At 69.6% G+C, this 25,785-nt stretch carries 20 protein-coding genes; 12 read left to right on the top strand and 8 right to left on the bottom strand.

Translation table 11 applies throughout. The features are described from left to right. Positions 1 to 13: 13 nt before the first annotated feature. Entirely contained in the window at positions 14 to 3,196 is a 3,183-nt protein-coding gene (locus ACIHAO_RS09225; RefSeq protein ID WP_396556110.1) for a BTAD domain-containing putative transcriptional regulator, read from the bottom strand. 71 nt (positions 3,197 to 3,267) lie between these two features. Between ACIHAO_RS09225 and ACIHAO_RS09230 the strand changes: the two genes are divergently transcribed. The 5 genes from ACIHAO_RS09230 (at position 3,268) to ACIHAO_RS09250 (ending at position 8,450) form a co-directional block, all read left to right on the top strand. Beyond that, positions 3,268 to 4,770, top strand: coding sequence for an MFS transporter (locus tag ACIHAO_RS09230; RefSeq protein WP_396556112.1), 1,503 nt, complete (start codon positions 3,268 to 3,270; stop codon positions 4,768 to 4,770). An 89-nt stretch (positions 4,771 to 4,859) separates the two neighbouring features. Next, positions 4,860 to 6,182, top strand: coding sequence for a M20/M25/M40 family metallo-hydrolase (locus ACIHAO_RS09235; protein WP_396556114.1), 1,323 nt, complete (start codon positions 4,860 to 4,862; stop codon positions 6,180 to 6,182). Then, positions 6,182 to 7,069, top strand: a complete 888-nt coding sequence (locus ACIHAO_RS09240; protein ID WP_396556116.1) for an alpha/beta fold hydrolase — start codon at positions 6,182 to 6,184, stop codon at positions 7,067 to 7,069. Before ACIHAO_RS09235 ends, ACIHAO_RS09240 begins: the two co-directional genes overlap by 1 nt. 40 nt (positions 7,070 to 7,109) lie before the next feature. Beyond that, positions 7,110 to 7,706: a winged helix-turn-helix domain-containing protein gene (locus tag ACIHAO_RS09245; protein ID WP_396556118.1), complete on the top strand. Its 597-nt coding sequence runs from the start codon at positions 7,110 to 7,112 to the stop codon at positions 7,704 to 7,706. Then, positions 7,707 to 8,450: an SRPBCC domain-containing protein gene (locus tag ACIHAO_RS09250; protein ID WP_396556120.1), complete on the top strand. Its 744-nt coding sequence runs from the start codon at positions 7,707 to 7,709 to the stop codon at positions 8,448 to 8,450. On the opposite strand, the gene ACIHAO_RS09255 is transcribed toward ACIHAO_RS09250, so the two are convergent. From ACIHAO_RS09255 to ACIHAO_RS09265, 3 genes are all read right to left on the bottom strand, one after another. Then, entirely contained in the window at positions 8,443 to 8,664 is a 222-nt protein-coding gene (locus ACIHAO_RS09255) for a DUF5703 family protein (protein WP_016334446.1), read from the bottom strand. The genes ACIHAO_RS09250 and ACIHAO_RS09255 overlap by 8 nt on opposite strands. Further along, positions 8,661 to 9,674: a YncE family protein gene (locus ACIHAO_RS09260; RefSeq protein WP_396556122.1), complete on the bottom strand. Its 1,014-nt coding sequence runs from the start codon at positions 9,672 to 9,674 to the stop codon at positions 8,661 to 8,663. The genes ACIHAO_RS09255 and ACIHAO_RS09260 overlap by 4 nt, the downstream gene beginning before the upstream one ends. Before the next feature lie 113 nt (positions 9,675 to 9,787). Next, positions 9,788 to 10,753 carry an aldo/keto reductase gene (locus tag ACIHAO_RS09265; RefSeq protein WP_396556124.1) on the bottom strand — a complete coding sequence of 322 codons (966 nt, stop codon included), beginning with the start codon at positions 10,751 to 10,753 and terminating at the stop codon, positions 9,788 to 9,790. A gap of 136 nt (positions 10,754 to 10,889) precedes the next feature. Between ACIHAO_RS09265 and ACIHAO_RS09270 the strand changes: the two genes are divergently transcribed. The 4 genes from ACIHAO_RS09270 to ACIHAO_RS09285 all read left to right on the top strand — a co-directional run bounded on the left by ACIHAO_RS09270 (position 10,890) and on the right by ACIHAO_RS09285 (position 15,838). Then, entirely contained in the window at positions 10,890 to 11,936 is a 1,047-nt protein-coding gene (locus ACIHAO_RS09270) for an LLM class F420-dependent oxidoreductase (protein ID WP_396556126.1), read from the top strand. Beyond that, complete coding sequence (locus ACIHAO_RS09275) at positions 11,936 to 12,775, top strand: undecaprenyl-diphosphate phosphatase (RefSeq protein WP_396556128.1); 840 nt, start codon at positions 11,936 to 11,938, stop codon at positions 12,773 to 12,775. The genes ACIHAO_RS09270 and ACIHAO_RS09275 overlap by 1 nt, the downstream gene beginning before the upstream one ends. A 207-nt stretch (positions 12,776 to 12,982) precedes the next feature. Beyond that, complete coding sequence (locus ACIHAO_RS09280) at positions 12,983 to 13,693, top strand: histidine phosphatase family protein (protein ID WP_396556130.1); 711 nt, start codon at positions 12,983 to 12,985, stop codon at positions 13,691 to 13,693. Positions 13,694 to 13,795: 102 nt separating this feature from the next. After that, entirely contained in the window at positions 13,796 to 15,838 is a 2,043-nt protein-coding gene (locus ACIHAO_RS09285; RefSeq protein ID WP_396556132.1) for a M3 family metallopeptidase, read from the top strand. A gap of 55 nt (positions 15,839 to 15,893) precedes the next feature. Here the strand turns inward: ACIHAO_RS09285 and ACIHAO_RS09290 are convergent, their stop codons facing one another. Continuing rightward, positions 15,894 to 17,057 carry an aminotransferase class V-fold PLP-dependent enzyme gene (locus ACIHAO_RS09290; protein ID WP_396556134.1) on the bottom strand — a complete coding sequence of 388 codons (1,164 nt, stop codon included), beginning with the start codon at positions 17,055 to 17,057 and terminating at the stop codon, positions 15,894 to 15,896. 58 nt (positions 17,058 to 17,115) lie between these two features. Here ACIHAO_RS09290 and ACIHAO_RS09295 point away from each other — a divergent pair, with 58 nt between their 5' ends. Next, positions 17,116 to 18,498, top strand: a complete 1,383-nt coding sequence (locus tag ACIHAO_RS09295; RefSeq protein ID WP_396556135.1) for a PLP-dependent aminotransferase family protein — start codon at positions 17,116 to 17,118, stop codon at positions 18,496 to 18,498. A gap of 18 nt (positions 18,499 to 18,516) precedes the next feature. On the opposite strand, the gene ACIHAO_RS09300 is transcribed toward ACIHAO_RS09295, so the two are convergent. After that, positions 18,517 to 19,146 (bottom strand): hypothetical protein, encoded by a 630-nt coding sequence (locus ACIHAO_RS09300; RefSeq protein WP_396556137.1) that lies wholly within the window; start codon positions 19,144 to 19,146, stop codon positions 18,517 to 18,519. 70 nt (positions 19,147 to 19,216) lie between these two features. Continuing rightward, entirely contained in the window at positions 19,217 to 21,016 is a 1,800-nt protein-coding gene (locus ACIHAO_RS09305) for a right-handed parallel beta-helix repeat-containing protein (protein WP_396556139.1), read from the bottom strand. Positions 21,017 to 21,104: 88 nt separating this feature from the next. Here ACIHAO_RS09305 and ACIHAO_RS09310 point away from each other — a divergent pair, with 88 nt between their 5' ends. Further along, entirely contained in the window at positions 21,105 to 21,974 is an 870-nt protein-coding gene (locus ACIHAO_RS09310) for a TetR/AcrR family transcriptional regulator (protein ID WP_396556141.1), read from the top strand. A 114-nt stretch (positions 21,975 to 22,088) separates the two neighbouring features. Next, positions 22,089 to 23,222, top strand: a complete 1,134-nt coding sequence (locus ACIHAO_RS09315; protein WP_396556143.1) for an SWIM zinc finger family protein — start codon at positions 22,089 to 22,091, stop codon at positions 23,220 to 23,222. Here the strand turns inward: ACIHAO_RS09315 and ACIHAO_RS09320 are convergent. Further along, entirely contained in the window at positions 23,205 to 25,652 is a 2,448-nt protein-coding gene (locus ACIHAO_RS09320; protein WP_396556145.1) for a DUF6493 family protein, read from the bottom strand. The two genes, ACIHAO_RS09315 and ACIHAO_RS09320, sit on opposite strands and share 18 nt — an antisense overlap. Positions 25,653 to 25,785 lie beyond the last annotated feature (133 nt).

Here is a 25,785-nt window from a genome sequence, read left to right on the forward strand (position 1 = left end):
GCGCCTGCAGCCGTCAGGAATGACCGTCGGCGCCCCGGGCGAATTCGGCGGCGTACGCGGCTTCGCCCAGGGCGTCGCGCGCCCGCGCCGCGATGCGGTCGACGTCGTCCCGTTCACCGGCGGGCAGGGGCATCCCGACCGAACGCCGGGCCGCCTCGGCCTGGCCGAGCAGCCTCGCCGCCTGCCCGGCGTGGCCTGCCAGTGCCTGTGCACCGGCCAGGCCCTCCAGTGCCAGCGCGATCGTGCGGGGATCCCCGGTTCCGCGGGCGACGGACAGGCCTTCCTGCTGGAGCTTCAGCGCGGAAACCGCCTCGCCCCTCAGCTCGGCGACGAAGCCCAGTTCGGCGAGGATCAACGCGGGCAGACCGGTTTCGTGCGCCATCTTCCGGTGCAGGTCGAGCACGTTCCGCAGGTGTGTCTCCGCGGCGTCGAGGTCACCTTCCCGGCGCGCCCCCATCCCGAGCCCGATCTCGGCGAACAACTCGCCGACCACGTTCGACAGCTCGACGGCGAGCCGCCTCCCGCGCTCGTGGAACTCCCGGGCTCGCGGAAAATCCTTGGAGAGCAAGGCGATCCGTCCCAGACCCGACAGCCGGAAGGACACCTCCGTCCACAGCCCGAGTTCCTCGGCCATGCGCAGCCCTTCACGGCACAGCCGTCCGGCGCGCTCGTAGTCGCCGGTCGACTCGGCCAGCGTCTGGAGCGGCTCCATGGCCTTCACCTGCCCCCACTGGTCGCCCAGCTCACGAAAGAGCTCCAGGCTCTGCTCACCGTGGCGCCGCAATGCGTCGAAGTCCCCCAAAAGCATGGCGTAGAACGCCAGGCTGCTCAGCGCGGCGGCGGTGCCCCACCGGTCGTCGAGCGACCGGAAAGTCGCCAGCGCCGATTCGGCCAGCTTCCGGCTCGGCGACACATCGCTGATGGCGAACAGGTTCAACCCCAGGAACCACTCGGCGTGGGCCTTGCCGAGCGGATCGTCGATCTTCTCGTACGGCCGCAGCGCTTCGCGGCATTTCGCGACCGGGTCGGCGCTTCCGCCGAGCAGCAGCCGGACGCCGCCCAGCCGGCCCGTGGCGCCGGCCACCAGTGCGGGCGGCGCGTCGGCACCGGCCGCCAGCGCCAGCGACAGCGACCGCTCGGCCTCGCCGTTCCGCCCGCGCAGATACCAGTACCAGGCCATCGCGTTGACCAGGCGCAGGGCGTGTCCGGCGTCGTCGGCCCGTACGGCGCCCTCCAGCGCGGTCCGCAGATTCGCGGCCTCGGCGTCCAGCAGGCGAAGCCACCGGCGCTGCCCGTGCCCCCGCAGCCGCGGCTCGGCTTGCTCGGCCAGCTCCGTGTAGTACGCGCGATGCCTGAGCTGGAGCGCGTCGAGCTCACCGGCTTCGGTCAGCCGTTCGAGGCAGTAGGCGGTGACCGACTCCAGCATCCGGTACCGGGCGCCGTCGTGGGTGTCGATCAGGACGACCAGCGAGCAGTCCACCAGCCGGGCGAGGACGTCGAGAACCTCCGCCCGGTCCACGCCGTCCCCCGCACAGACCTTCTCGGCCGCGGCGAGCGTGCAGCCGTCGGCGTGCACGGCCAAGCGCCGCAGCACCAGCCGCTCCGGTTCGCCCAGCAGCTCCCAGGTCCAGTCGATGACCGCCCGCAGCGTCCGCTGGCGTGCCGGGGCGCCCCGCGTGCTCACCAGGAGGCGGAAACGGTCGTCCAGCCGGGCGGCCAGCTCATGCACGCCCATCGTCCGGACCCGGGTCGCGGCCATCTCCAACGCCAGGGGAAGCCCGTCGAGGCGGCGGCAAACGGAGACGACGGCGTCAACGGTGGTTTCGTCGAGGACGAACCGTGGCGCGGCCGCCGACGCCCGCGCCACGAACAGCTCCACGGCGCTGAACCCGCGTACTTCCTCAAGGCTCAGGTCAGTCTCGGCCGCCGGTCGTACCAGCGGAGGGACTTCACTGAGCCGTTCACCGGCGACGCTGAGTGGAAGCTGGCTGGTGGCCAGGAAACGCAGGGCGGGCGCCATCTTCAGCAACTGCTCGGCGAGTTCCGCGACGGGAGCGGCGACGTGCTCGCAGTTGTCCAAGATCAGCAGGGTTGGCCGGTCACCCACGGCGTGTGCGACGCGCTCGGCCCACGGCGACGACTTCCCGGCATCGTCGCGGACCCCGAGTGCCGCGTCGACCACCGCGTTCACCTCGGTCCGCTCCGTCGACGGAGCGAGCGCGGAGAACTCCGCCAGATGGACGCCGCCGGGAAACGCCGTGCCGAGCCGCGCGCCGACCGCCAGCGCCAGCCGCGTCTTCCCGACGCCGCCGGGTCCGGTCAGCGTCACCAGCCGATGCGCGCCCAGCAGCGGCACCAGTTCCCCGATCGCCTCGTCACGGCCGACGAGTCCGGTCAGCGGGGTGGGCAGGGCGGACGGCGGACGGGCCACGGTGGTCGCGGGGACGGGCGGGGCGGCCAGCGCCGGATCCTGGGTGAGGATCGCCCGGTACAGCGCGGTGAGTTCGACGCCGGGGTCCACCCCCAGCTCCTCGACCAGCCGGGTGCGCAGATCGGTGTAGCTGCCGAGCGCAGCACTCTGTCGTCCGGCCAGGTACAGCGCCCGGACGTGGACCGCGCGCAGCCGCTCCCGCAGCGGATGCAGGGCGACGAGGTCTCCCAGCTCGTCGGCCACCAGCGCGTGTTCGCCCAGCTCGACACGAGTCTCGGCGGCTTCCTCGATCGCGGTGAGGCGCTGCTCCTCCCACCGGGCGGCCACGGCACGCGCGAACTCCTCGTCGGCGAAGCCGGCGAACGCGGGCCCGCGCCAGACGGCCAGCGCGTCCGCGAGCAGGACGGCCCGTGCGCGTGGTTCGGGGGCTTTGCGGGCCCGGGTCAGCAGCTCCTGGAAGTGGTCCGCGTCCGTGCCGGCCCGCAGTTCGTAGCCGAGCGGGCCCGACACCACCAGGGAGCGCGCGCCCGGCTCGGCGCTCTCCAGCGCTCGCCGCAGCTGCCACACCTTGGTCTGCAGCACGGCGGGCGGATCACCCGGCCGCTTGGCGCCCCACAGGAACTCGACGAGCCGGTCGGCGGAGACCGGGCGTCCGGTGTGCGCCAGAAGACAGGCCAGCAGCGCACGGACCTTCCGCCCGGGGACCGCCACCGTCGCCCCGTCGGCCGCCCACACCACGAGTGGTCCGAGCACTCCGAAACGCATACGGCCAGGTTATCCCCGGACCGAGAGCGAACCGAGAGCGGCTCGGGAGCGGCCCGGTGCACCGTTCGGGCATGTCATCGAACACCGCGGAAACCGGCATCCGGAAAGCCGGGACCCGGGAATGGCTGGGGCTCGCCGCGCTGGCCCTGCCCACCCTGCTGATCGCCCTCGACCAGAGCGTCCTGTACCTGGCGCTGCCGCATCTCGCCGAGGGATTGCGTCCCACCGGCACCCAGACGCTGTGGATCATGGACATCTACGGCTTCATGATCGCCGGCTTCCTCATCACCATGGGCAGGCTCGGGGATCGGGTCGGCCGCCGCAAGCTGCTGATGATCGGTGCCGCGGCCGTCGGCGTCACCTCGGTGCTGGCCGCCTTCTCCGGCAGCGCCGAGCAGCTCATCGCCACCCGCGCGCTGCTCGGCATCGCCGCCGCGACGCTGATGCCGTCCACCCTCGCGCTGATCGGCACGCTGTTCCACGACCCGGCCCAGCGCGGCCGCGCCATCGCGGTCTGGGCCGGCTGCTTCATGGGAGGCACCGCGCTCGGACCGGTGATCGGTGGCGCGCTGCTGGAGTTCTTCTGGTGGGGCTCGGTGTTCCTGATCGGCGTGCCGGTCATGGTGATCCTGCTGATCGTCGCCCCGCTCGTGCTGCCGGAGTACAAGGATCCCCACGCCGAACGGCTCGATCCGGTCAGCGTCGTGTTGTCGCTGGCGTCGATCCTGCTGACCATCTACGGGTTGAAGGAACTGGCACGCCACGGTTGGGCGGCCACACCGGTCGCCGCGCTCGTCGCGGGCATCGTCATCGGCGCCGTCTTCGTGTGGCGGCAACGCGAATTGGCGGATCCGCTGCTGGACCTGAGCCTGTTCAAGATCCCCGCCTTCGCCGCGGCGCTGGTGATCCTCGTCGTCACGATGATCGGCACCGGCGGGGCGTACCTCTTCGTCACCGGGTTCCTCCAGATGGTCGAAGGGCTCTCGCCGCTGGACGCGGGTCTGTGGCTGGTGCCCGCGGCGCTCGCGTCGATCCTCGCCGCGCAACTGGCTCCGATCGTCGCGAAGCGGTATCGGCTCGGGACCGTCCTCGGGGTGGGACTGCTCGTCGGCGTGCTCGGCTACCTGATGCTCGCCTTCGTCGAACCGGGCGGGATGCCGCTGCTGGTCGCCGGTTTCGTGATCGTCTTCGTCGGCGTCGGCACCCTCGGCGCGCTCGGCACCGACCTGGTCGTCGGGTCCGCCCCACCGGAACGGGGCGGCTCCGCCGCGGCCCTCTCCTCCATCGGCGGTGACCTGGGCACCGCGCTCGGCATCGCCCTGTTCGGCAGCCTCGGTACCGCCGTCTACCGCGTGGTCGTCGAGGTACCCGGTGGCGGGCCCGCCACGGAAAGCATGGAGAACGCCGTCACGACCGCCCAGTCCCTGCCCGGCGACGCCGCCGCCGGGTTGCTGTCCGCCGCCGGAGAGGCGTACACCAGCGGACTGAACGCGATCGGCGTCGCCTGCGCCGTCGTCTCCGCGATCAGCGCGGCCATCGCGTTGACCGTGCTACGCAAGAAGGCCTCATCATGAGGAGGGCCTGCGCCTGAGTGGGTCTTCACACGCCGTCCACCCCGCGGTGGCATCCGGTCGGCGGGCTCCGCCAATGGTAGGAATGCCTGGTGACCGAACCGAATTTGATCGAAGCAGCCGCCGAAGAGGCAGTCACCCTCACCAGTGAACTGATCCGCATCGACACGACCAACACGGGTGACCCCGACACGCTGGTCGGTGAACGCGCCGCGGCTGAGTACGTCGCCGAGAAGCTCACCGACGCGGGCTACGAGATCACCTATGTCGAGTCCGGCGGCAAGGACCGCCACAACGTGATCGTCCGGCTGGCGGGCGCCGACCCGTCGCGCGGCGCGCTCCTGATCCACGGTCATCTCGACGCCGTCCCGGCCGACGCCTCCGAGTGGTCGGTCCACCCGTTCTCGGGCGCGATCCAGGACGACTACGTCTGGGGCCGCGGCGCCGTCGACATGAAGGACATGTGCGCGATGGCGCTCGCGCTGGCCCGTCACTACAAGCTCAACGGCATCGTCCCGCCGCGCGACCTCGTTTTCGCGTTCCTCGCCGACGAAGAAGCGGGCGGCAAGTACGGCGCGCAGTGGCTGGTCGAGAACCGGCCCGAGCTGTTCGAGGGCGTCACCGAGGCGATCAGCGAGGTCGGCGGCTTCTCGATCACGCTGAAGGACAACGTCCGCGCGTATCTCATCGAGACGGCCGAAAAGGGCATTCGCTGGATGAAGCTGCGGGTGCGCGGCACCGCCGGCCACGGTTCGATGATCCACCGCGACAACGCCGTCACCAAACTGTCCGAAGCCGTCGCCAGGCTCGGCAACCACCGCTTCCCGCTGGTGATGACCGACTCCGTGCGCGAGTTCCTGGACGGCGTCACCGAGATCACCGGCTGGGACTTCCCCGAGGACGACATCGAGGGTTCCGTCGCGAAACTCGGCAACATCTCCCGGATGATCGGCGCGACCCTGCGCGACACGGCGAATCCGACGATGCTCACCGCCGGGTACAAGTCGAACGTCATCCCCTCGGTCGCGGAGGCCTCGGTCGACTGCCGGATCCTTCCCGGCCGTCTCGAGGCGTTCAACGCCGAGCTGGAGGAGATCCTCGGCCCGGACATCGAGAAGGAGTGGATGGAGCTGCCGCCGGTCGAGACGACCTTCGACGGCGCTCTCGTCGACGCGATGACCAACGCGGTCCTCGCCGAGGACCCGGGTGCCCGCACGCTCCCGTACATGCTCTCCGGTGGCACGGACGCGAAGTCGTTCCAGTCTCTCGGGATCCGGAACTTCGGGTTCGCGCCGCTGCAGCTGCCTGCGGACCTCGATTTCTCCGCGCTGTTCCACGGGGTCGACGAACGTGTCCCGGTCGAAGCGCTGAAGTTCGGCGTGCGCGTGCTCGACCGCTTCCTCCGCTCGGCCTGATGCCCGGTCTGCTGGCCGCCGACGGCACACCCCTGCACTTCGAGCGCTGGGGTGATCCGTCGGCGCCGGTGACCGTGGTGCTCCTCCACGGGTACGCCCTCGACAGGCGGAGCTGGCGCGGCATCGCGCCGGTGCTGGCCGAGGCGTCCGAATCCGCGGAGGAACCTGTCGCCGTGGTGGCCTACGACCAGCGCGGGCACGGCGAATCCGGTGAAGTCCGGGCCGCGTCGGCCACCATGGGGCAGCTCGCCGACGATCTGGCCGAGGTGCTGGAGAAGGTGATCCCCGACGGCCGGATCGTCCTGGTCGGCCATGACATGGGCGGCCTCGCGATCCTGTCGCTCGCCCAGCGGCACCCGGATGTCTTCGCCGCGCGGGTGGCGGGAATCGGGCTGCTGGCCATGTCCGCGGGCGGAGTCACCCCGGACGCGATCTGGCCGAACGCGCTCGGGAAACTCGGCAGGGACCTGGAGATGGTGTTCGGGTCGAAGCTGATCGGCCTGGTGCGGGAGCATACGAGCAAGGCCGTGACCGCCGGGCTGCGATGGTGGCTCTTCGGGGACGACCCGGTGCCCGCCGACGTCGAACTGACCGTGCGGATGATCCGCGGCAACTGGCCGCAGACGGTGTCCGCGTTCCGGCCCGCCTTGGACGCCTACACGCGGGAATCGGCGTTGTCACAGGTCGGCGCGGTGCCGGTGACCGCGATCGTGGGGGAGCGCGACAGGCTCGTGCCCACGGCGGACGTCGAGGAACTGGCGGGCGCCGTGGCGAACGGGACGTCCGTGGTGCTGCCCGGAGTCGGGCACGTGGTGCCGCTCGAGGCGGCTCCGCAGGTGGTGCCACGCCTGCTCGCCCTGGTGACCGCGGCACGCCGACAAGCTTGACGTTCTTGACAAATTCTCTTTTCGGTGAGACCTTCTTGCCATGTTCTCCGTTGCGGTGATCGAGGACGCGGAAGCGGCCGAAGTGTCGCTGGATCCGGTCCGGGCCCGGCTGCTCGCCGAACTCGCCGAACCGGCGTCGGCCACGATGCTGGCCGCGCGGATCGACCTGCCGAGACAGAAGGTGAACTACCACCTTCGCGCGCTGGAGAAGCACGGGCTGGTCGAGCTCGTCGAGGAACGGCGCAAGGGCAACGTCAATGAGCGCATGATGCGCGCGACGGCGTCTTCTTACGTCATTTCACCGACGGCGCTTTCGGCCGTGCAGCCCGATCCGGCCCAGTCGCCGGACCGGCTGTCCGCGCGCTGGCTGCTCGCCGTGGCAGGCAGGCTGGTACGCGACGTCGGCCTGCTGATCACCGGTTCGACCAAGGCGCGCAAACGGGTCGCGACCTTCGCGATCGACGGCGAGGTGCGGTTCTCGTCGGCCGCGGACAGGGCCGCGTTCGCCGAAGAGCTCACCGTCGCGATCACGAACCTGGTGAGCAAATACCACGACGAAGGCGCCGAACAGGGCCGCGACCACCGGATCGTCGTCGCCGTCCACCCGAGCGTCAAAACCGAGCCCGAGGAGCGCTGAATGGGCCACGAATTCGAGCTCACCGACCGCCTCGAGGTCGACGCGACACCGGAACAGGTCTGGGACGCCATCGCCACCGGGCCCGGGATCACGTCGTGGTTCATGGGCCGCAACGAGGTCGACGGCGGCGTCGGCGGCACCGTGAAGACCGCTTTCGGCGGCTACGAACCCACGTCGGCGATCACGACCTGGGACCCGCTGGAACGGCTCGTCTACGGCACGGAACCCGCGCCGGACGGGCGGTTCGTCGCCTACGAATTCCTCATCGAGGGCCGTTCCGGCGGCAGTACCGTGCTGCGGACCGTGACGAGCGGTTTCCTGCCGGGCGACGACTGGGAAGACGAGTTCGAGGCGATGACCGCCGGCGGCGAGCTGTTCTTCCGCACCCTGGTCGAGTACCTCAACGGCTTCGCGGGCAGGCGGGCGGTGCCGGTCACGGTGTTCGGTCCGATGATCGGGGACTGGGACAGCGCGTGGCTGAAGCTGGGCCGGGAACTGGGCCTTGCCGGGCGGCCGGAAACGGGGGACAAGGTCCGCCTGTCCACCGGTGCGGTGTCCACTGTGGACGGCGAGGTCTATTGCACGAACGGCCAGACGGTCGGGATCCGGACCGGGGACGCGCTGCTGAGGTTCGTCCGCGGCTTCGCCGGTCCGATGGTCGCGATGCATCACCTGTTCGGCGACGTCGATCCCGCGGAACAGGACGCGCTTTGGGCGGGCTGGCTCGGCCGGGTGTTCAGGTGATGAGGCCGGGCAGCGGTGTGGCGGTGCGCTTGCGGCGCAACCACACCCTCCTGGTCCCATCGGAGTAGAGCCGGACGGTCGAGAGTTCCCATCCGGCGAACTCGGCGTGGATCGACAGCTGCGTCGCCGCCGCCCGCCGGGAAACACCGGGAGGCAGTTGCAGCCGCCGGTACTCCCAATCCCCTTCGACCACCGCCTCGTCCACAACTGTCATGGCGTGATCACCTGGATCCCTTCTCCGATGGCCGAGCCGACGACCACGCGGCCGCTCTGCTCGTCGACGGTGACCGAATCTGGCTGCCGCACGGTGGGGAACCGGTGTTTCTCGATCGGCTCCCCGCCGCGGACGTCGAAGCCGACGACCTCGTTGCGTCCCGTGAGCGTGACCCACACGAGGCCACGCGGGCGGTCGTAGGCGAGGCCGTACGCCCCGCCGGGAACGGGATAGCGCTGGCGCAGCAGCAACGGCGTCGTGGAGAACGCCAGCAGCGCGCCCGCGCGCGCGTCGGTGACGAAAACGCGTCCGAGATCGTCGGTGACGGCGTTGGCCGCGCCGTCGCCGGCCCGAAGACCCTCGCCGATCTTGCCTTCGGTGAGGTCGACGGCGAACAAGGCGGTGCGCAGTTTGTCGAGCACGACCACGCCGTCACCGGTGTTCAGCACGTCGTCGGCGCTGTAGATCTGGCCCGTGATGGTCTTCGGGCCCGCGTTCTTCGTCAGCACCTCGACGACCTTGCGGTCGCGGACGGAGACCAGCGTCGCGTCGCCGTCGGCGAGACCGGCCGACGGCTGCCCCGCGACCGGGACCGTCTCCAGCGCGCCACCGGGCAGGGAGACCTTCGCCAGCAGGCTCTTGCCGGGAACGCTGGCGAGCACCTGGGAACCCGACACCGTGAGCCGCTCCGCCGGACCGGGCAAGGCCACGGTCGTCTTCGGGGCGTCCAGCGCGGCGAGATCGTAGATACGCAGGGAGGGCGGCTCCGAGACGGCGACGACCAGCGTCTTGCTCGCCTCGTCGGTCGCCAGCGCCTTCACACCCGGCCCGGCGAACACCGAACCGGCGGGTTCGGTCGTCACCGCGGGGGAGACCGCCGCGGTGGCCGCGACGGGGTTCTGCACGATCTGCAAGGTGTCGTTCGGTGTGTCGTCCGTACTACAGGACGAGAGCACCAGGGCACCGGCGAGCGGGATCGCGATCCGGGAAACGGCGGACAGCCGACCCACCTTGGTGCCTCCACCTGCTACTCGTCGGACGGACCTGTCCAGCATCCTCCAGGAACTCCACCACGTCACGTCTGCGTCACCCAACAGTCACCTAATCCAGTATTCGAGACGGCTCACAGGCCGCGTTCCGGGTACCCGACCTCGATCGCGCTGACGTCGTCGAGCGCCGAGCGGATGGCGGGCGGGAGCATGATGTCCTCGGCCGTGAGCGAGCCGGTCAGCTGACCGGTGTCACGGGCCCCGACCACGGGCGCGACCACTCCGGGCCGGTCTCGGACCCAGGCCAGCGCGACGGCCAGCGGCGAGGTCCCAAGGCCGTCGGCGGCCGTCGCGACCGCCTGCACGATCCGGGCCGCGCGTTCGGTCCGGTGATGTTCGACATAGCCCGCGAAAACACTCGAAGCGCCGCGTGAGTCGGCGGGGGTCCCGCTGCGGTACTTGCCGGTGAGCACGCCCCGGCCGAGCGGTGCCCACGGCAGGAGCCCGATGCCGTGGTGTTCCGCGGCCGGGACGACCTCGCGATCGACGCCGCGCTCCAGCAGCGAGTACTCGACCTGCGTCGAGACCAGCGGGGCGGTGGCGGAACTGCGGGCCGCGGCGGTCGCCAGCTGCCAGCCGGAGTAGTTGGAGACGCCGACGTAGCGGGCCTTGCCGGTGGTCACGGCGTACTCGAGGGCGCCGAGGGTCTCGTCGACCGGCACGGTGGTGTCCCAGGCGTGCAGCTGCCACAGGTCGATGTGGTCGGTGCCGAGCCGTCGCAGCGAACCTTCGAGCGCGCTCAGCAGGGCCCCGCGTGAGGCTCCGCCGCCGAACGGGCCATCGGTGCGGCGGGCGACGGCCTTGGTGGCGAGCACGATGTCGTCACGCGGGACGAGGTCGCCGAGCAGGGCGCCGAGGACGCGTTCGCTCTCGCCCTCGCCGTAGATGTCGGCGGTGTCGACCAGGGTGCCCCCGGCGTCGACGAACGCGACCAGCTGGCTGGCCGCCTCCTCCGAGTCGGTGTCGCCACCCCACGTCATGGTCCCGAGGGCCATCCGCGAGACCCGAAGTCCCGACCGGCCGAGCTGTCGCTTTTCCACGACGGGCGAGCCTAGCCGGAAGGCAAGTGGGTGACGCGGAGCAGGTGAGCGTGTCGTGATCGAGTACCACCGTGCGGGTCATCGGCTGTCAACACCCTGAACGGAGGAGGGACACTCCGATGGATACATTCACGCCGTGCGACTCGGACTGAACTTGGGCTATTGGGGCGCGGGAAACGACGCGGCCAACCTGGCATTGGCGAAGAAAGCGGACGAACTCGGCTACGCGGTCGTCTGGGCCGCGGAGGCGTACGGTTCGGACGCGCCGACGGTGCTGGCGTGGGTGGCGGCGCAGACCTCACGGATCGACGTGGGCAGCGCGGTGCTCCAGATCCCCGCGCGGACACCGGCGATGACCGCGATGACCGCGGCGACCCTGGACACGCTTTCGGGTGGCCGGTTCCGCCTCGGCCTCGGTGTTTCCGGCCCGCAGGTGTCCGAAGGCTGGCACGGGGTGAAGTTCGCGTCACCGCTCGGCCGCACCCGCGAATACGTCGAGATCGTCCGCAAGGCGCTGAGCCGCGACCGGGTCCGCTACGACGGCGACCACTTCCAGCTGCCCCTGCCCGACGGGCCCGGCAAGGCCCTGACCCTGACCGTGCACCCCGTGCGCGAAGAGATCCCCGTGTACCTGGCCGCCATCGGCCCGAAGAACCTCGAACTGACCGGCGAGATCGCGAACGGCTGGCTGCCGGTGTTCTATTCGCCCGAGCACGCCGGTGAGCAGCTGAAGCTGATCCAGGCGGGGGCCGACAAGGCCGGGCGCTCGCTCGACGGCTTCGACGTCGTCCCCACCGTCCCGCTCGTGGTCGGGGACGACTGGGAGGCCTGCGCCGACGCTGTCCGCGGGTACGCGGCGCTGTACATCGGCGGGATGGGCAGCCGGGAGAAGAACTTCTACAACCAGCTCGCCTGCCGGATGGGCTTCGAACGCGAAGCTGCCGACGTCCAGCAGAAGTACCTGGGCAAGGACTACGCGGGCGCCATGGCGGCCGTCCCGCTCGAGTTCATCGACGCGACGTCGCTGCTGGGCCCCAAGGAGCGGATCGCCGACCGGATGCGAGCCTTCGCCGAGTCAGGTGTCACCACGCTGACCGTCGCGCCGTCCATGCCGGATCCGGAGGGCTCCGCACGCGCCCTCGAGCTCGCGGCCGAAGCGATCGAACTGGCCGGTGTCGCCTGATGAGCTGGTTCGAAGCACTGGTCCTCGGTCTCGTCCAGGGCCTCACGGAATTCCTGCCGATCTCCTCCAGCGCGCACCTGCGGATCACCGCGGCGCTCGCCGGCTGGGACGACCCTGGCGCCGCGTTCACCGCGGTGACCCAGATCGGCACCGAACTCGCGGTCATCCTGTACTTCTCGACCAAAATCGGGAAAATCCTCCGCGCCTGGTTCTTCTCGATCTACAAGAAGGACTGGCGCCGCGACCCCGACGCCCGGCTGGGCTGGCTGATCATCGTCGGCTCGATGCCGATCATCGTACTGGGCCTGCTCCTGCAGGACGCCATCGACGAAACCTTCCGTGACCTGCGGATCACCGCGACCACGCTGATCGTGTTCGGGCTCATCCTGCTGGTGGCCGACCGCATCGGGAAGCAGCAGCGCACGCTCGACCACCTGACCGTGCCGCACGGCCTCGGCTTCGGGTTCGCGCAGGCGCTGGCGCTGATCCCGGGCGTCTCCCGCTCCGGCGGCACCACCAGCGCCGGGCTGCTGCTCGGCTACACGCGCGCGGAGGCGGCGGAGTACTCCTTCCTGCTGGCGCTGCCGGCGGTGTTCGGCTCGGGCCTGTACAAGCTGACCGACATCGGCAAGGACGGCGCCCCGGCTCAGTGGGGCCCGACGATCCTGGCGACGCTGGTCGCGTTCGGCGTCGGCTACGCGGTCATCGCCTGGCTGATGTCGTACATCAAGACCAAGAGCTTCGTGCCGTTCGTGATCTACCGGCTCGTGCTCGGTGCCCTGCTGTTCGTGCTGATCTTCACCGGCGTCCTCGATCCCGCCGCCGGCCCGCACCTGTAACCCGCCCCCACGCAATTCGTCACCTGCTTGCGGTAGTTGCCCGGGCCAAGTCCGTGAAGGCCTCCTTGAGGGACTCTGGGTCCCTCAAGGAGGCCTTCACGGACTCGATGATCGCCACGTTCGCCCCACAGGCACCAGCAGTGGCGGGCAAGGACACTGGTGCCGAGCCGGTCAAGCGGGCAAAGCACGGCACGTAGGGTGGGCCACGTGAGTACTGTGATCCTTCTGCGCCACGGCAAGTCCACGGCGAACGGTTCGGGTGTCCTTGCCGGGCGCACGCCCAAGGTCGGCCTGGACGACACCGGCCGGGCGCAGGCGGCCGCGCTCGTCGACCGGCTGGCGCCGGTTCCGCTCGCGGAGCTGGTGGTCTCGCCGATGCTCCGCTGCCGTCAGACGGTCGCGAAGCTGGCCGAGGCGCGCGGGATGGACAAGGTCAAAGAGCCCGGCTTGTCCGAAGTGGACTACGGCGAATGGACCGGTCGCGCGCTCACGGATCTGTTCAAGGAGCCGCTGTGGCGGGTCGTGCAGGCGCATCCGTCGGCCGCGGTCTTTCCCGGCGGCGAAGGGCTCGCCGAGATGCAGGCCCGGGCGGTCGCGGCCGTCCGCGCGCACGACGCCAGGATCACCGCGAAACACGGGGAAGACGTGGTGTGGCTCTTATGCAGTCATGGCGATGTGATCAAGGCGATCCTCGCCGACGCGCTCGGCCAGCATCTCGATTCGTTCCAGCGGATCGTGGTCGATCCGGCGTCGGTTTCGGTCGTCCGGTACACCGAGACTCGTCCGTTCGTGTTGCGCGTCAACGACAACGGCGGTGACCTGGCCGGTATCGCACCACCGGAACCGAAGACCAAAGGCAAGCGGGGCAAGGGAAAGCGGAGCTCCGACGCGGTGGTGGGCGGTACCACCGGAGCGTGACCACCGCCGTCGGTGGCGTCACGCCACGGATGGCATCCACCGGCCCCTCGCTGCCCGTAAGGTGGCCAGACCAGCAGATTCGACGACCCGGGAGCAACACCGATGATTTCGCAGGACAACCCGTTCGCCGCGCCGAGTGAGCTGCCCTACGCCCTTCCTCCGTTCGACCGGATCGCCGACGAGCACTTCCTTCCCGCCTTCGAAGCGGGCCTGGCAGAGCACGCCGCCGAAATCGACGAGATCGCGAACTCGGCCGAGCCGCCGACCTTCGAGAACACCATCGTCGCGCTCGAGAAGTCCGGCAGGCTGTTGTCCCGCGTGTCCAGCGTCTTCTTCAACCTCGCCGGATCGAACGCGAACGACGAGATCCAGCGTGTGCAGGCCGAGATGGCGCCGCGGCTGGCCGCGCACGCCGACGCCATCAACCTGAACCCGGCGCTGTTCGCCCGGATCAACACCCTGTTCGAGCGCAGGCAGGAACTCGGTCTCGACCCCGAGTCGCTTCGCTTGCTGGAGCGTCACCACACCGACGTGCGCCGCGCCGGCGCCGGGCTTCCCGAAGCCGAGCAGAAGCGCTTGCGTGAGCTGAACGAGCAGCTTTCGACCTTGTCGACCAAGTTCCAGCAGAACCTGCTCAAGGACACCAACGAACTCGCCGTGGTCGTCGACGACGTCGCGGAACTCGCGGGACTGGGCGAGGCCGAGATCGCCACGGCCGCCGAGACCGCCGGCGAGGAGGGCAAGTACGTCCTCAAGCTGACCCTGCCGACGGCGCAGGCGGCGTTGGCCTCGCTGGAGGACCGCGCCTTGCGCGAGCGGATCTTCACCGCGTCGGTGTCCCGCGGCAACCGGGGCAACGAGTCGGACAACAACGAAATCGTGGCTCAGCTGGTCCGGTTGCGCGCGGAGCGGGCCGCGGTGCTGGGCTTCCCCGACCATGCTTCGTACGTCATCGAAGACGAGACCGCGAAGACCGCCGAGGCCGCGGTGGGCCTGCTCGAACGCCTCGCCCCGGTCGCGGTCGCCAACGCCAAGGCCGAAGCCGAAGAACTGCAGCGCTACCTCGAAGCCGACATCCCCGGCGCGGTCCTGCGGCCGTGGGACTGGGCGTTCTACGCCGAACGCGTCCGCAAGGACCGGTTCGACGTCGACACCGCCGCGCTGCGCCCGTACTTCGAACTGAACCGGGTGCTGACCGACGGGGTCTTCTTCGCCGCGTCCAAGCTGTACGGCCTGAGCTTCACCGAGCGGGAGGACCTGCCGAAGTACCACCCAGAGGTCCGGATCTTCGAGGTCTTCGACGCGGACGGCACGGAACTCGGCCTGTTCCTGCTCGACTACTACGCCCGCGACTCGAAGCGCGGTGGCGCCTGGATGAACAACTTCGTCGACCAGACGAAACTCCTGGGCACCAAGACGGTCGTGGTGAACGTGCTCAACGTCGCCAAGCCGCCGTCCGGCGAGCCGACCCTGCTGACCTTCGACGAGGTCGACACCGCGTTCCACGAGTTCGGGCACGCACTGCACTCGCTGCTTTCCGGCGTCGAGTACCCGACGTTCTCCGGCACCAACGTGCCGCGTGACTTCGTCGAGTACCCCTCGCAGGTCAACGAGATGTGGATGCTGTGGCCCGAGGTGCTGGCCAACTACGCCAAGCACCACGTGACCGGTGAGCCGCTTCCGCAGGAGCAGATCGACAAGCTCCTGGCGTCGCAGCAGTACGGTGAAGGCTTTTCGACCACCGAGTACCTCGCGGCGGCCCTGCTCGACCAGGCGTGGCACGTGCTCGGCACCGAGGACCACGTCGAGGACGTCCAGCGGTTCGAATCCGAGGCGCTGACGAAGGCGGGTGTCGCGCTGGAGGCGGTGCCGCCGCGCTACCGCACCACCTACTTCGCGCACATCTTCAGCGGCGGCTACAGCGCCGGGTACTACTCCTACATCTGGAGTGAGGTCCTCGACGCCGACACCGTCCAGTGGTTCCGCGAGAACGGCGGGCTCACCAGGGAAAACGGTGACCACTTCCGCCGTGAACTGCTCGGGCGGGGCGGCAGCGTCGACCCGATGGCCGCCTTCCGCGCGTTCCGCGGCCGCGACCCGGAGATCGAGCCGCTGCTGAAGCGCCGCGGCCTCGCCGGGGCCTGATCCCTGACGGTTTCCCTGCCCGGACACCCCCAGTGTCCAGGCAGGGAAACCGCGTTCAGGCGGCGAGTTCGGCGACGGCCGCGGCCACGTCGTCCACCTCTCGTTCCGTGTTGTAGTAGTGCGGGCTCAGCCGCAGGCACCAGTCGACGTCCTTGTCGCCGAAGTCGAACTGCGCGAACTCGCGATAGCTGAGTGCCGAGTTGATCCGCCGGGCGTCCATCGCCGCCTTGAATGGCACGGCTTCCCAGCCCTTGATCGAGAACGTCACCAGTGCGCCCAGTCGCGGGCCGCGGTCGAGCACCTCGACGCCCGCGATGGCGCCGAGTCCGTCCCGCAGCCTCGCCGCGAGCGCGGGGGTGCGCCGTGAGATCGCCTCCAGGCCGACCGCGCGGGCGTACCTCGCGGCCGCGGCGCAGCCGAGCACCGTGGCGTACGGGAACTCCCATTCCTCGAACCGGGAGGCCGAAGCCGCGGGTTCGTAGTCGCCGGGCGCGCTCCAGCGGGCGCCGTGCATGTCGATGAACAGCGGCTCGTGTCCTGCTTCGAGGAACCTGTCGGAGACGAACAAGAACCCCGAACCACGAGGACCGCGCAGGAACTTGCGGCACGTCGAGGTGAGCAGGTCGGCGCCGATCTCCGCCACGTCGACGGGGTACTGACCGACCGACTGACAGGCGTCGACGAGATACAGCAGCCCGAGTTCCCGGCAGTGCCGCCCGATCTCGGCGACCGGCTGGACCAGCCCCGAATTGGTCGGAATGTGCGTGGCGGCGACCAGTTTCGGCTTCTTCGCGCGCATCAGGGCCGCCATGGCCTCGACGTCGACACCGCCTTCCGGCGTGTCCGGCGCGTGCACGACCTCGACGCCGAACCGCTTCCGCAGGGACAGGAACGCGATCTGGTTGGAGATGAAGTCGTTGCGGGTGGTGAGCACGACGTCGCCGGGTTCGAACCGGATCGAGGACAGCGCCGTGGAATAGGCGTGGGTGGCGCTCGCCGCGAAGGCGATGTTGCGCGGTCGCGCGTTGATGAGTGCGGCGATTTCGCGGTAGAAGCCGTCGACTTCGGCCGCACGGGCGGCCGCGGCCTCGTAACCGCCGATCTCCGCTTCGAGATTCAGGTGATCGAGCATCGCCGCGAGCACCGGCTTGGCCAGCAGTCCGCAGCCCGCGTTGTTGAAATGGACGACCTTGTCGCTGCCTGGTGTGTCGGCGCGCAATGCCGGAATGTCCAGTAGTGATTCCGTGCGACGTTCAGTAGCACTATCATGTTGCTTCATGTCGGATAGTAGCACTTCTGCGCTCGTCCTCCAGCTGCGTTCGCTGATCCGCGCGGCGGCAGCGGGGGACCGGTTGCCCAGTAGCCGCGAGCTCATCGAGCGCTACCGGGTCGGCCCGGTGACCGTCTCGCGCGCGATCGCCTTGCTCGCCGCCGAGGGCGCTGTCGTGACGCGTCCCGGGAGCGGAACGTACGTGGCGACGAAGCCTTCGACGGCGGTCGAACCGCTCGATACGGCGTGGCAGACCGTCGCGCTGACCGATCGCAGTGTCGACACCAGATCCCTCACCGGCACCCTCGGCCCGCCGCCGGACGGCGCGATCCTCCTCGACGGCGGTTATCCGCACCGGTCGCTGCAGGCGACCCGGTTCCTGAGTGCGGCACTCGCCAGGGCGGGCCGCCGTCCGGACGCCTGGGATCGCGCACCCGCCGCCGGCCTGACCGCGCTGAGATCGGTGTTCGCGGGACCGGCCGGCGCGTCCCCTGACGACGTCCTGATCACCGCCGGCGGGCAGAGCGGGCTCTCCATGGCGTTCCGGGCGATCGCGGCGCCGGGAAGCCCGATACTCGTCGAATCACCGACGTACCCAGGAGCGCTTGCCGCCGCGCGGGCGGCGGGACTCCGTCCGGTGCCGGTGCCGATCGACGACGACGGGGTCCGCCCGGATCTGCTGGCCGAGGCCTTCGCGATGACCGGAGCCCGGCTTTTCTACTGTCAGCCCACCTTTCACAACCCGACCGGTACCGTGCTCGCCCCCGAACGCCGGACCCCGGTGCTGGAGGTGGCGCGTGCGGCGGGCGCGTTCGTACTGGAGGACGACTTCGCCCGGCATCTCTCGCACGGGACCACGGCGCCGCGTCCGCTGATCACCGACGATCGCCACGGCACGGTCGTCCACCTGACGTCGGTGACGAAAGCCGCCGCGCCGAGCCTCCGGATCGGCGCGCTGATCGCGCGGGGGCCGGTGCTCGACCGGATGAAGGCGATCCGGCGGGTCGACGACTTCTTCGTCTCCCGCCCGCTGCAGGAGGCGGCCCTCGAACTGCTCAGCGCGCCTTCCTGGGAACGTCACGTGCGGAAACTGGGTGCGGAATTGCGGGAGCGATGCGGAAAAGCCGCCGCGGCGCTGGCAGGGGAGTGTCCTGAGTGGACTGTCACGCGGCTTCCCGAGGGAGGGCTGCACCTGTGGGTGCGGCTACCGGCGGGGAGCGACGCGAACGCGCTCGCCCGCACCGCGAGGGAGCGAGGAGTCGTGGTCGGGGCAGGGGAGCGGTTCTTCGCGACCGAGCCGTCCGGACCGTTCCTCCGGCTGGGCTTCGCCGCCGCTGCCGACATCGCCGAACTCGCCGAAGGCATCCGGCGGCTCAACCAAAGTGTATAACGACCTATACGGCACGGCTCAAGCCAAAACTGCTTCCAACAACAGGAAAACACCACCGCCGAGGACGACACCGGCGACCATGCCGACCGTGACCTCGGCTTTGGTGTGATCGCCGAGTTCGACGCGGGACCAGCAGACCCAGCCGACACCGAGGAAGACGAGTGCGAGCCAGGGACCGTAGACGCGGATCAGCATCACGGCCGCGCCGGCCGCCACCATCGCGTGCATCGAGATCTTGAACTTCCAGCCGAAGGTTATCGCGAGCGCGGCGACCAGGCAGACGAGTTCGGCGGCCGCGAGCGCGATCATCTCGTGCGGGGCGCCGCCCGCGATCAGGACGACGAATCCGGCGGCCAGTGAGCCGATGCAGACCGCGAACGGGACGAGCCGTCCGGCCCGATCGGTGACATGGTGGCTGTCCCACTTGCCCTTCCTGGCGCCGCGCACGATCACGGCCATCGGGATCAGCGAGCCGGTGACACCGACGATCAGGCCCCACAGCACCGTCTCGCCGAGGTGCTGACCGGTGACCTTCCAGGCGACGATCAGCGGGAGACCGAGCACCCAGACCCAGGGGGCGAGCACCTCGGTCGCGACCCGCGCGAGGTGACGGCGGGTCCCTGGCGCTTCCGTGGACTGGGACGACATGGCGCGTGGTCTCCTCGGGGATCGTGGCCGGAGCGGCTCCTGCCGGACTCGCGTCCGGCAGGAGCGACGATCATCGTCGCAGACCCCGGCGGCCCGCCCGCGCGAGGATGTCCGCGCCCGCCGGGACGGCCTGAACCGCCTCGTCGAAACTCTCCTTGGGCAGCAACGTGTTCCCGGCCACGGTCACCGTCTCGGGCGGGGTGTCGTAGCCGTCGGGCAGGACGTCCCAGAAGTTGCCGACGAAGGCGACGTTCTCCATCGGCGGACCCACCTGGAGGACGATCGGGGTGTCGGCTCGGTGGACGATGTTGCCGAGGACGGTGATCCACGCGGCGCCGTAATCGGCGTAGAGGCCGAAGTTGTACGAGGTGAGGACGTCGCGGATCACGTTGCCGCGGACCATCGCCCCACCGGCGAACGACGAGCCCTGCGGTGCCGAGAGGTAGATGCCGCCGCCGTCCATCAGCTTTCCCATGCTGCGTTCGACGAGGTTCGAGATCACCTGGGTGCCGCTTGCCCGCTCGCCGCCGGTGATCACGATGCCGTTGTGCGGGACGTCGTGGATCTCGTTGTGGGCCACGGTGGTTTCTTCGGACTCGACGACGAGGACGGCGGGGGAGCCGCGATACTCGGTGGCGATGTGGTGGACGAGGTTGTCCTCGACGGAGACCCGGGTGCTCGTGTGGACGGCGATCCCGCTCCCCGAGATCTCGTCGAAGACGTTCGCCCGGATCTCGACGTCGGTGCCGTCCTCGATCAGGACCGCCCCCGCGCCGAGCCGGGTGAAGTGATTGCCCTCCAGTGTGACCCGGCGGGCCGAGGTGAGGCTGACGTTGGCGGGCAGCTGCACCGGCTCCGCGGGCACGTGGACGTAGCCCACGTCCGCGCCGAGGTCGATCTTCTGGAATTCGCCTCGCTCGTAGCGGGCGTTGCCGTGATAGTGCAGGTAGCCGCCGGTTTCGGTGGGGCCGGACCAGGCCGCGTCGGTGAAGGTGAAGCCGCGCAGCACGAGGTCGTGCACGCCCTGTCCGCTGACGAGCGTCTCCAGCGCCGGGGCGACGACTCGGGTCTTGCCGATCTCCTCGCCGGGACGCGGACGGTAATGGAGGACGTGGCCAGCCGGGTCGGTGCCGCTGACGGCGAAGGTTCCCGGCTCGGTCAGGAAGGCCACGTTGTTCTCGAGTACGGAAGGCGCGGCGAGGCCGTCCCAGGTGCCGTCTCCGCCGGCGCCGTACCACTTGGAGTCGTAGAGGGACTTGGCGTTGTCGAAGGCGGGTTGGGCCATGGTGATCGTGGAGGAGGAGGCGTCTCCGGAGACCGACGCGACCGCGAGCCTGGCCTCGGACCACGGGTAGACGCCGGGGTACACGAACTCCAGTCCGGACGGGTCCGGCCACGACTGTGGCTCCACGCTGTCCGTGACGTAACCGGTCGCTGTTTTCGTCACGCTTCCCGGAAGACCGTCCTTGCGGGCCGCTCGTGCGGCAGGGCGGCCGTCGACGGTGAGACGTCGCGGTGCCAGGTCGTCGATCGGTGCTGTCCAGACGCCGTCGTCGCCTGCCGTCCAGCCGGTGATCACGCGGCCACCGCTCACTTCGACCTCGTCCTGATCAGCGGTTCCGTAGCCATGGGCCTGGTAGATCACGCGGAACCCGTTCATGCCGGAATCACCGAGTGTGTCGTCGAAGGCAAGGGGTTCTTCGAGGTGATGGACGCCTGCCGCGAAGGTGACGATGACGTCGCCGGTCATCTCGGCGGTGACGGCACGGACTGCCTCTTGTGCTGCTTTCGGAGTGGCGAAAGGCTGATCGGCGGTGCCGGACCAGTCGTCTCTGCCGTCGGGGGACACGAAGAACCTGATTTCAGGCATGCTGAAGCGCTCCTGCGAGAGGTTTATGGGATATACTGAGGTTTATCAGCTAAACACGTTCGAGTGATGAGAGTCAAGGAGTGGCCCGGTGGCGGAAGACGACACGCAGCCGGATCCAGAGCGCGCGATCGAGCTGCTCTGGGGCGCCGCCGAGCCGGAGCGGCCCGGTTTGAGTCTCGGCCGGATCGTCGCCGCGGCCGTCGAAGTCGCGGACGCCGAGGGGCTCGCCGCACTGTCGATGCGCAAGGTCGCGGAACGGTTCGGCACCACCACCATGTCGCTCTACCGGTACGTACCCGGCAAGGCGGAACTGGTGGAACTCATGCGTGACGCGGTGTACGGCGAGTTCCCTTTGGAGCCCTCGGACGGGCTCGGCTGGCGTGCGGGCCTGGAACGCTGGGCGCGGCGGGCATGGGAGACGCATCGGCGGCACCCATGGCTGGTCCACAGCGCCGGAACCCGCCGCCTGCCAGGGCCGAACATCATGGCCGGATACGACCACGCGCTGGATGTGGCGTCTCGGAGCGGTCTGGCGCCGGCGCAGGTGATCGCGGTGGTGAACCTGGTGGGCGGATTCGTCGAGTCCGTCGCGCGTCAGGCGGGGGAGACCGCCGAACTCCAGCGGCGCACCGGTGTGTCCCATGAGCGTTGGTGGAGCGAACGCGAGTCCCTCTTCGAGCGCCTGGACGGCTACCCGGCCCTGGAGAGGCTGTGGAAGGCCGGGGGAATGGACGTGCCGCTCGACCCCTTCGACTTCGGATTGCAGCGCACGCTCGACGGCGTCCAGGCGCTCGTCGACAGCCAGGGGAGTGAGGTAATGCGTGACGAAAACGGAGGAGGGGAGTGTGTCATCTGCGGTAAACCGCTGGATGGGGGAGCCCGGGGCAGGCCCCGGGACTACTGCTCGCGAGCCTGTCAGCAGCGCGCCTACCGCAGGCGGCAGGCTCAGCAGGACTGACCTGGTCGTTGTGAAGTGTATAACGACCTATTCGGCACGGCGATGAGCAAGATCAACTTCAAACATGGAACAGAAACCTCAAAGACTGTCGGAGGTCCTGGTTAGGGTTTCCAGATGAGCACCGAGGTCTTGCTGGAGCAGGTCGAGGAGAACGTCCGGACGCCGGTCCTCTTCAAGGGGTTTCTGGAACCCGGAGCGCAGGCGGCTCAGGCGCTGCTCGTCCTGGGAAAGGTCGCTCGCACCCGGTTCTGGATGCCGCCGTCGATGGTGAACCGGCTCATCGCCGAGTCCGATCCGGTGTTCACCGCGGACGGGACGACACTGCGCGCGGAAGCCTTTTCGCCTTGCTGTGGGGTGTACGCCCGGCTTGATCTGCTCGATGTGGGCACCTTCGGCGAAGGCTGCACGAACGTCGATCTGTCCGACGCGACGCGAACCGTTCTGGCCGGTGTCGTCGCCCAGGATCCGTTGCATCTGACCGTTCGCGGCGACGGAATCCGCCTTCGCACCCTCGACGGGCACAACGACGAGTCCTTGGTGCCGCTGCCGGATCGCTGGGTCGCGGGTTTCGCCGAGGTCGCCGCTGTCACCACGGGCGCGGTGAAGAAGGCGGAGCTGGACAAGACCGCGACGCGGAACTTCCTCCGACAGCTCCCGGCCACCGTCGGCCGGTCGTGGGCGGTGCCGTCCGGCCGTGTGCTCCGGTTGACGTCACGGTCAGGGCAAGACTCGATCCCGGCGACTGGGCTGCATCGGCTTCGGGTGATAGAGCCGCTGATCCGGTTCGCCCAGGGGCTGACCGTCTACACGCGAGCGGGCAGTGAGGTCGCGACCTGGGTGGTCCGGCTGGAGCGAGCGCGGCTCGTCGTCACGTTGTCCCCCGAGCCGTCCCGTGGCTTTTCGGGTGAGGGCGGCTGGCTGAACTCGCTGGCAGCAGGCCTCGAAGCGCCGGAGCCCGTCACGGGCCGCGCCGGTCACGACGTCGTCGACGGCACCTGGTTCGCGCGTGCGCTCCCGAGCGGGGGTGCTCCGGCGAACGGCAGGCTGGCGAAGGCCCGCGAGCTCGTCGCCGCCGGAGCGGTGCGGTCGCTGTCCGATGGCGGCTACGAGATCACGCGCGTCGGCTCGGTGCAGCGCGTCCGGCTTTCGCCTGCCGGGTGCACGTGTGCGTGGTGGGCCAAGCATCAGGAGACCCGGGGGCCGTGCTCGCATGTACTGGCCGCACGGATGTCAGCGGTTGAGTCGTGACGCGGCTTTCGCTGCTTTCGAACTGCCTTTGAAGCCCGTCAGCCATTCCTTCGTTTCGGCGCTGATGGTGCCCGCACCACGTTCCACGAGGTCGGCAGCGAGTTCCAGCAATGCGAAGATGCCGCGGTGGGAGGGCGTCAGCTTCGGCAGCAAGGTGTCCAGTGTGGACAGAACGGCGATGGGGTGTTCGTTCGCGATGATCGCGAGCCGGGGAGCCAGCCGGGTCGTGATGATGTTCGCGCCGAGCACTCCCAGGGCCGCGCCGAGTGCGCGGGGGCCGAGCAACCTCCGGTCCAGAAGAGTCAAGGCGGCGTCCGTGCCCCACTGGAGGGCGGCGGGGCGTTTCAGCGTGAGGCTGGTGGCGATGAGCACCGTGCCGGGGACGCCCGGGATCGCAGGGCTGTCCAGGAACGGGGGTAGTGCGGCCTTCTCCACGGGATAGCCGAATTCGGTGTCGTTGGAGAACAGGGCTTCGGCGACGGCGGCTTCCAGGTGATCCCGGTCGTAGGGAGAGGAGACCGCTTCGTGGCATTCCGTGAAGCCGAGCCACTCTGGGTCCGGACCGTCGAAGAGCACGCCGAGCCAGGGAGCTTTCGGGAAGACTGGTTCGGGGGTTCGTTCGAGCGTCAAGGAGCTCAGGCCGTAGCCGTCGGGGCCGGTCCTCGCCGTCCAGGCGAGCGGCGGTCCGGGTTCGCCGCGTAGCGCGGAGGCGGGATCGGCGGATTCGGGATGGCGGGCACGGGCGGCGGCGAGCGCGACCCAGCCCGTGTCTTCGATGGCCGGGCCGCCGAGGGCGTAGCGGATGGCGTCGGCGTGCGGTCCGATGAGCGCGGAGGCGAGCGTGAGGGCTTCGGGACGGGTGTCCGGGGCGAGCCTGAGCAGCGCGTCGGCGACGTCGTCTTCGGCCGCGTCGGGGTGTTCGAGCATGCGGGAGACGAAGACGACGGGGTCGAGCCAGCCGCCTCGGTGGGTGGCGGCGGAGACGGGGACGGCGGTGCCTGCGAGGAGGGCGGTGATCCGGTGGTGGAGCGGACGTCGCCAGCCGTCGACCGGTGGCAGGTGGGGCACGTCGCGGCCGGTGAGGCCGAGGACGAGGGTGGCGATCATCTTCGGTACGGCGGCGCTGTACTTCTGGTCGGCGATCCTGGCGGCGCGTTTCACCAGTGGTTCGAGGGCGTCCTGGAGTTCGGCCGCGACACGGTGTGCGCCGTCGAGGGCGGCCAGGAGGAGATCTGCCTGATCGGGATAGGCGAGGAGGGAGGAAAGGGCTTCCGCGACCGCGGCCGGGGTGCCGGGGATGTCGAGCGGGAGGGTGAGCGTTTTGCGCTGGTCCCACGGTGGTCGCGTGGGTTCCGGGTATTCGGCGCTTTCGATGGCCGGTGTCTCGTCCGGGGTGGCGCCGAGCCGGGCGGTGACGAGGGTACGGACGTCGGAGGCTTCGTGGGTGAGTGCCGCTTCGAAGACGTCGTCGGCGAGGTCGGTGAGGTCGGGGCGCCGGTCGGCGATGCGGCCGGCGAGTTTGAGGGCGAGTTTGGCGGTGGCGGCGCCGCGTCCCGCCGCGGCGGCGGGGAGGTGCTGGAGAGCGACTTCGTCGTCGAGTGTGCCTTGTTTGTCCACAAGGGAGAGTGCTTTGACGGCGAAGGAGACCGTGCGCGGGAGGCCGCTTCCGCACAGCCGGGCGTAGTGGTTCTGAGCGGCTGTGCGCTCTTGCGGGGTGGGGGCGAGTGCCTCGTGAAGTGCCGCGTACCACTGGGCGCGAAAGGCGGCGAAGTCGCGGGCGAGGATGTCGAGGGTGAGGTCGAGGAGTCTGGTGCGGTCGACGTCGCCGGTGGCGGTCAGTTCGAGCAGCGCGGTGGACCACTTGTCCTCGTCGCGGACGTACTTGTCGAAGCCCGCGAAGCTGGTGTCGCCGCTGCCTTCGATCGTGAGCAGTTCCCAGAGTTCGGTGAGTGCCTCGGGTTCGGTGCGGAGCCGTTCGGCCAGGGGTTTCCCGCGGAAGCGTCCGGCCCAGCGGAACCAGCCCCCGTAATATTCCGGTGTCCGGATGGGTTCGAGGTCGCCGTCGAGGACCATGCGGCGGATGGCTTCCCAGGCGGTCTGGTGGCCGATCATGCGGAGAGCGATCGTTTTGCGTTCGGCGAGTGGCCGGTCCTGCAGGACGCGTTCGAGGATCGTGGGTGAGGCGATCCAGAGCTTGCGGAGCAGGGGGTCGCCGGCGGGGAGGGCGGCCCAAAGAGCTGTCGCGGCTTGCTGGCCCCTGAGCGGGTTCCGGGCGCCGTAGGTGTTGGGCCGGATCTCGGTGAATTCGCTGCTGTCCTTGAACGTGGCCAGAAGTTCGGGGATGAGGGCTTTCCGCTCGGCCCCGGGGAGTTCGAGGGTCCGGGTGAGGACTTCGGAGGGTTGGCCGGTCAGGAGCGCGTCCAGGTGCACTGGGTCAACCTAGCGGGTCGTTCGCAACAGGGGCTCGTGAGTGGTAGGGACGTTCTTGAGGGGTGGGTCAAAGGTGGTGCGTCGCGAAAACTCACGTGAGCGTCGGCGGTGGGGCACCGGTCGGTTGCCGGTA

This window comes from Amycolatopsis sp. NPDC052450, assembly GCF_044547565.1.
In the GTDB taxonomy this organism is placed as follows: domain Bacteria; phylum Actinomycetota; class Actinomycetes; order Mycobacteriales; family Pseudonocardiaceae; genus Amycolatopsis.

Bases quoted from the DNA above. Each gene is read 5' to 3' on its own strand.
- ACIHAO_RS09240 (WP_396556116.1), top strand. From the start codon at position 6,182: ATGCCCGGTCTGCTGGCCGCCGACGGCACACCCCTGCACTTCGAGCGC.
- ACIHAO_RS09285 (WP_396556132.1), top strand. From the start codon at position 13,796: ATGATTTCGCAGGACAACCCGTTCGCCGCGCCGAGTGAGCTGCCCTAC.
- ACIHAO_RS09250 (WP_396556120.1), top strand. From the start codon at position 7,707: ATGGGCCACGAATTCGAGCTCACCGACCGCCTCGAGGTCGACGCGACA.
- ACIHAO_RS09315 (WP_396556143.1), top strand. From the start codon at position 22,089: ATGAGCACCGAGGTCTTGCTGGAGCAGGTCGAGGAGAACGTCCGGACG.
- ACIHAO_RS09255 (WP_016334446.1), bottom strand. From the start codon at position 8,664: ATGACAGTTGTGGACGAGGCGGTGGTCGAAGGGGATTGGGAGTACCGG.
- ACIHAO_RS09230 (WP_396556112.1), top strand. From the start codon at position 3,268: ATGTCATCGAACACCGCGGAAACCGGCATCCGGAAAGCCGGGACCCGG.
- ACIHAO_RS09305 (WP_396556139.1), bottom strand. From the start codon at position 21,016: ATGCCTGAAATCAGGTTCTTCGTGTCCCCCGACGGCAGAGACGACTGG.
- ACIHAO_RS09245 (WP_396556118.1), top strand. From the start codon at position 7,110: ATGTTCTCCGTTGCGGTGATCGAGGACGCGGAAGCGGCCGAAGTGTCG.
- ACIHAO_RS09275 (WP_396556128.1), top strand. From the start codon at position 11,936: ATGAGCTGGTTCGAAGCACTGGTCCTCGGTCTCGTCCAGGGCCTCACG.
- ACIHAO_RS09225 (WP_396556110.1), bottom strand. From the start codon at position 3,196: ATGCGTTTCGGAGTGCTCGGACCACTCGTGGTGTGGGCGGCCGACGGG.
- ACIHAO_RS09300 (WP_396556137.1), bottom strand. From the start codon at position 19,146: ATGTCGTCCCAGTCCACGGAAGCGCCAGGGACCCGCCGTCACCTCGCG.
- ACIHAO_RS09295 (WP_396556135.1), top strand. From the start codon at position 17,116: ATGTCGGATAGTAGCACTTCTGCGCTCGTCCTCCAGCTGCGTTCGCTG.